Annotated in this window: 5 protein-coding genes; 1 reads left to right on the top strand and 4 read right to left on the bottom strand. The window is 73.1% G+C overall.

Annotation, left to right across the window (positions count from 1 at the left end; all coding sequences use genetic code 11):
* Nucleotides 1-1,043 (top strand): carboxyl transferase domain-containing protein (locus ACZ4FV_RS16920; protein ID WP_402238039.1); only part of this gene is annotated, 1,043 nt, incomplete at its 5' end.
* A 156-nt stretch (nucleotides 1,044-1,199) separates the two neighbouring features.
* On the opposite strand, the gene ACZ4FV_RS16915 is transcribed toward ACZ4FV_RS16920, so the two are convergent.
* The 4 genes from ACZ4FV_RS16915 to ACZ4FV_RS16900 form a co-directional block, all read right to left on the bottom strand.
* Nucleotides 1,200-2,474 (bottom strand): vWA domain-containing protein, encoded by a 1,275-nt coding sequence (locus tag ACZ4FV_RS16915; RefSeq protein ID WP_395860715.1) that lies wholly within the window; start codon nucleotides 2,472-2,474, stop codon nucleotides 1,200-1,202.
* A complete protein-coding gene (locus ACZ4FV_RS16910; protein WP_395860981.1) occupies nucleotides 2,471-3,772 on the bottom strand; it encodes an AAA family ATPase in 1,302 nt (433 codons plus the stop codon). Before ACZ4FV_RS16910 ends, ACZ4FV_RS16915 begins: the two co-directional genes overlap by 4 nt.
* Nucleotides 3,773-3,867: 95 nt before the next feature.
* On the bottom strand, nucleotides 3,868-5,253 hold the full coding sequence (locus ACZ4FV_RS16905) for a hypothetical protein (RefSeq protein ID WP_395860717.1): 1,386 nt from the start codon (nucleotides 5,251-5,253) through the stop codon (nucleotides 3,868-3,870).
* Between the two features lie 159 nt (nucleotides 5,254-5,412).
* Nucleotides 5,413-5,883, bottom strand: coding sequence for a hypothetical protein (locus ACZ4FV_RS16900; RefSeq protein WP_395860719.1), 471 nt, complete (start codon nucleotides 5,881-5,883; stop codon nucleotides 5,413-5,415).
* Between the last annotated feature and the right edge of the window lie 117 nt (nucleotides 5,884-6,000).

Genomic DNA, 6,000 nt, shown 5'->3' with positions numbered 1-6,000 from the left:
ACGGCCAGGCCCAGTACTGGGCACCCGACCTCGCCGCCGCCCGCGACGTCCTGATGGCCCACTACGACCACACCTACGTCGTGCCCGGCGAGAGCGCGCCGCGCAAGGCGGTCACGAAGGACCCGTCCGACCGCGACGTCCGCGAGTTCCCGCACACGATCGCCGACAGCGACTTCACCACCGTCGGCCAGATCTTCTCCGCGGAGCACAACCCGGACCGCAAGAAGCCGTTCGACATCCGGACCGTGATGCGCGCGCTCTCCGACCAGGACCATCCGGTGCTGGAGCGCTGGGCGGGCATGGCCGACGCAGACACCGCGGCGGTGCAGGACGTGCACATCGGCGGGCGGCCGGTCTGCCTGATCGGCATCGAGTCTCGGCCGGTTCCGCGACGCGGTTTCCCGCCCACGGACGGCCCGGACACCTACACCGCCGGCACCCTGTTCCCGCAGTCCTCGAAGAAGACCGCCCGGGCGATCAACGCCGCCTCCGGCAACCGGCCGCTCGTGGTGCTGGCGAACCTCTCCGGGTTCGACGGATCACCGGAATCCATGCGCAAGGTCCAGCTCGAGTACGGCGCCGAAATCGGCCGGGCCATCGTCAACTTCGACGGTCCGATCGTGTTCTGCGTGATCTCGCGCTACCACGGCGGCGCGTTCGTGGTCTTCTCCAAGGCACTCAACCCGAACATGACCGTCCTGGCCCTGGAGGGCTCGTTCGCGTCCGTACTCGGCGGCGCCCCGGCCGCGGCCGTCGTCTTCTCCGGCGAGGTCAACAACCGCACCGCGACCGACCCGCGGGTGACCGGGCTACAGGCCCGGGTCTCGGCGGCCGGCGGCGCCGAGCGCGCCGCGCTCAACGCGCTGCTGGCCGAGACCCAGTCCGCCGTCCGGGCGGAGAAACTCGGCGAGGTCGCCGCCGAGTTCGACCGGGTGCACAGCATCCGGCGTGCGGTCGAGGTCGGTTCGGTGGACGCGATCATCAGCGCCGCCGAACTGCGCCCGCGGATCATCGAGGCCATCGAGGCCGGCATCGCACGCTGACCGTTGGATCGGTGCCGCTCGGCGGCGCCGATCCGAGGCGATCACCACCCTTGCGGGTGAGACCGTTGCCCATCGGGCAGCGGCCTCACCCGCACCCGTCGTCGACGAAGGGCCGTCGGCGGCCCGGACGGGCTCGGTACGCCGTCCCGGGTCCGCTCATCGAGCGCCGGATCCCGAATCGATGACCACCACGCGCGCCCACTCGGGCGGCGTGTCCGGTACGTAGTCGGGATCGTTCTCGTACCGGGACGATCTCCGCTCTCGGGGGAACAGGCCCACCACCGTCCGGCACGGCGGTTGCGTGGCCGGCCACGGTGTCTGCCCGTCGGTCAGCACGACCACGACGTCCGGTCGGGGCCGGGTGTGCAGCGCCTTCACGAAGCCGGTGCGCAGGTCCGTACCCCCGCCGCCGATCAGCGCGATGCCCTCCTCATGGCACAACGATCGTGCGAAATCGGCCGCCGCGTCGCACGGCACGACCGTGACCATGTCCCGACGGCCGCCCACGGCACGGGAGATCGCGGCCACCTCCAGGAGCGCGCTGCCCAGTTCGGCGTCGCTGACCGACCCGGACGTGTCGATGACCACCGCCACCCGAGGCGGCCTGCGCCGCAGACTCGGCAGCACGACGCCGGGCAGGCTCACCGAGCGCCGCGCCGGCCGGCCGTACGAGTAGTCCTGCCCCGCGCCGGACCCGGAACTCGCCGAACGCACGGCCGCGCCCAGCAACTCCCGCCACGGCTGCGGCGGATGGAACGCCTCCTCCGCCCAGCGCCGCCACCCCTTCGGCGCGTCCCCCGGACGGGCCGTGATGCCCTGCGCGACCCGGAACCGAACGGCGTCCCGTTCCTGCCCGCTGAGCCCGTGCGCGCCGTCCGGTCCCAGGTCCCACTCCCGTTCCAGCCCGTCGGCACCGCTGCCGCAGTCCAGCCAGACCATGCTCTGTGTGAGCCGCCCGAGCCGGAACAGGCGCAGGTAGTCCTCCATGAGTTCGCCGCGGGGCAGGTGCAACGCCTCTGGCACGACCGCGCCTTCGGGCCGGACCAAGCCGTCGCCGAACACGTCGTCGTTGATCTCGCAGTCCGCGGCGATGTTGATTCGCAGTCGCTCCCCCGGGCCGTGCAGTTCGCGCTCGCGGGCGACCCGGTCTCCGCGTCCGTGATGGTCGCGCAGCAGGTGCGACACCTCGTGCACCCACACCCCGGCGAGTTCCTCCAACGGCATGCGGTCCACGAACCTCGCCGAGACATAGCACCGCCAGTGCCGGTCGACGGCCATCGTCGGCACCGACCGCGACTCCACGATGTGCAGGGCGAACAGCGCCGTGGCCAGGTACGGCCGGACCCGGGCGGCGTACAACCGGGCGGCGTAGAGCTTGTCCAGGTCCAATGTCCCCGGCGGGCCCGATCCGCCCGGCGTGCCCGGCGTCATCGATCGGCCTTCGCCGCGACGCCCGCCCGCTCCGCCGCGCGCTCGGCCCGTCGGGACAGCGACACCGCTCCGGCGAGCCGATCGATCGACGCCGGTACGTCCCAGTCCTCGTGCCGCAGCGCGGCCAGGGTGCTCGCGGGCACGACCACCAGGTCCGGCGCGCCGGTGTCCAACGCCCGGACCAGGAGCGCCCACGCAGCGTCCCACCGGGCCTTCTCCGGGCGCTTGCGGACCGCTTCCACGACGCCGTCGAGTACGGCTTGGCGCAGATCCCCGCGCTCGGGCAGGACGGCGCTCGCCGGGTCGGCGAGCAGGTCCTCGGGGTCCGGGAGGTCCATCCGGTCCAGGCCGGCCAGCAACTCCAGCCCGGGGCCGTCTCCGACGGCCCCTCGGACCAGCAGGGACAGCACCTCGCGGGTGGATCCGGCCGCGGTCGCGAAGGCGGTCAGAAACAGCGCCATCTCCCAGCTTCGCGGGGACGGCCAGGGGCCGCCCCGACGGGTCTCGCCGCTGGGCAGTCGGTGTACCAGTGCCGGGCGGGCGGTGAGGAGCCCGCACACCGCGCGGCGGGCGAAGGCCACCGACTCCGCGAGTCGTTCCGGGTCCAGGGTGGGCAGGGTCGCCCGGGGCCAGACCCCGCCCAGGCCGCGGACCACCACCTCGTGGTCGTGGGTCCACCGCAGGTGTACGAATCGATTGGCCAGCGGTGGGCTCAGCTCCCAGCCGTCGGCGGCCGAGGATCGCGGATTGGCGGCGGCCACGATCCGTACCCCGGGCGGCAGTTGCAGGGCGCCGATCCGGCGTTCGAGCACCAGGCGCAGCAGCGCGGCCTGCACGGCCGGTGCCGCGGTGGACAACTCGTCCAGGAACAACAGTCCTCGGCCGGCCCGGACCAGGCGCACCGCCCAGTCCGGCGGGGCCATCGGCACACCCTGCTCGGCGGGATCGTCGCCGACGATCGGCAAACCCGAGAAGTCGGACGGCTCGTGCACGCTGGCGACCACCGTGGTCAGCGGCAGGTCCAGGGCCTCGGCGAGCCGGGTCAGCGCCGCGGTCTTGCCGATGCCCGGCTCGCCCAGCAGGAGCACGGGCAGGTCGGCGGCCACGGCCAGGGTCAGCGCCTCCAGTTGCAGGTCGGGGCGCGGCTCGGTGTCGGTCTCCCGCAGCAGGGCCAACAGGTCGCCGGCGACGTCGAGTCGGGAGGCGTGGGCGGGGTCGGCGTGGGGATCGGTTCGGGAGGCGCCGGCCGGGTCGGCGTGGGGAGCGGTGGTGGTGGCGGTCGGAGTGGATGTGGGCATGGTGGATGTGGGCATGTGCGATCACCTTCGGGTTCGTGAGGGGTCGAGTCGGTACGGGGACGGGAGTCCCCGGGGCATCGACCGGTGGTTTGGTGTCAGTGGGAGCGGCGGCGGCGCGGGCCGCGACGGTCCGGGCGGGGTCCGGGTTCGGTCAGCCCGGCCCGGAACAGCCCGTGGACGATCCGTCGTTGTGCGGCCGTCTCGAGTTCGTCGCGGAGCGCGCCGGCGCGCAGCAGCGCGTCGGGGCCGAGCAGGCCTTCGACGACGGCCAACGCCCCGGCGAAGTCGCCGTGGTCCAGGCGTTCGCGGACACCGGTCAGGCACTCCGGACGACGGTGCACCTCGTCGATGACCCGCAGACACGGCAGTGGGGTACCGGTGAGTGCGGCAAGCAGTTCCTCGCGGCGAATCTCGGCCGGGTCGTGGTCCAGCGGTACCAGCACTCCGTCGACCAGGCCGATCCGATGCCGGGCTCCCCGACACTCCACCGGACGCTCGGCCGGGGGTCCCGCCGGGTGTCCGGTGCGGGACGGCTCGGTCGGCGCGTGATCCGGGGCCAGTGCCGCGCCGACCAGCGGGTGCAGCCGATCCACGTCGATCGCGCCGGCCCGGATCAGTTCCAGGTCCGGCGGCACCCAGGTCGCGGCGTCGGGCAGGATCGTCGGCTCGGCGGCACGGGCGGACGCCGCCGAGATCCGCAGCACGGGCGGCCCGACATCGCCCCGGCCCGCGATCAGGTCCAGGGCGAGCCGATGTCGCACGCCGATCCGCGCGGTGACCGTGCCGGTGGATCGGCCCTCGGCTCGGAGCACGATGCCGGCCTCGGCCGCCCACCGGTCGACCGCGCAGCTCCGTCCCGCCGGCAGGGCCAGGGCCGGCCAGGGTTCGGGGAGCGCCTCGGCGGGGTCGTCGGCGGGCAGCCGGTCCGCCCCCGACCGGATCCGCAGTTCGCCGCTCCTGCGCGCGTCCCACAGGTGACGGTGCAGATCGAGACGAAAGCGTCGGTCGGGATGCGGGTGCGGATGCCGGCGTCGCTCGGCGTCGGCCGCGCGACGCGTTCCGTCCCACACCATCAGGCTGATCCGCTGACCGGCGTCCGCCCAGGCAGGCGGAGTCCGAGCCACCAGGTACACCGGGCCGCCACCCGCGCGATCCGGGTCGTCGTATCGGGCCAACGCCATGGTCAGCCCCGGGCGCAGCAGCCCGTCGGGGCCGATCCTCGGCATGTGCCAGCGCAACAGATCGGGAGCCAGATGGCGGAGATCGTCCCGGACCCGGGCCGCGAGCTCGCGGCCGTGGGTGCGTGCCAAGGAGCGGAGATCGAGATCGACATCGACGCGTGCCGCAGCGCACGCCCCCGACCAGTCCCCGGTATGCCGGCGGGCGGTGGCGGTGTCGATCATGGCGGGCGGCACGGCGAACTCACGCACGCGCAGCCACAAGGAAAGGCGGGAATCCCTGTTCGCGGTTCGAGTGAGCATCAGCACTCACTTCGCGCGGACGGGACCCCCAATCGGTTCACAACATGAGTGGTCATCGCGGGGGAGCCTATCGCTCCCGACCCGATCTGTCAGGTGCCGACGGCCCGGGCAGCCGCCAACTCCCCTCCACACCGGGCCTGTTCGGCGATGATCCCGGGGTCAGGCGCCCGTCGTCGAGCCGGGTCGGACGATCATCAGGACGACGACGATCGCCCACAGGAGGTTGAAGATGCCGGTGACCATGCTCAGGCGGGTCGCCATCGGGCGTGCCGTCTCCCCGGCGGAGGGCCCGCCGGCGGTCCCGAGCAACCGCTGCTGGTCGGGGAGCACGGCCAGGGCGAGGACGCCGGCGGCGATCACGGTCAGCACGAGTGACACGATCAGCCAGGCATCGGTGAGGACGCCGAGAGCGGCACCGGTGACGAGTCCGAAGCCCGGTACGGCGAGCCCGGCCACGGCGTAGCCGCGACAGACGCGGTGCAGCAGCGCGGCGATCGCGGCGGCCCGCCCGTTCGGGTCGTCGCCGCACGCCTGGAGTGCGTATCGCGGGAACATCGAGGCGGCCACGGCGATCGATCCGACCGCCAGGATCGCCGCAAGCACGTGCACGGACAACAACAGCTTGGTCACCGCGAGGTCTCCTGTTCGAAAAACGGGGCAGGGCAGGGCGAAGCGCAGCGGAGCGCGCCCGGCACCGACGTAGATACATTGCCTGCCAATACATACACCGCCTACAGCTTTTTTGGG

The organism is Embleya sp. NPDC025285, from assembly GCF_055558835.1.
This window is presented reverse-complemented; position numbering and strand designations above follow the sequence as displayed.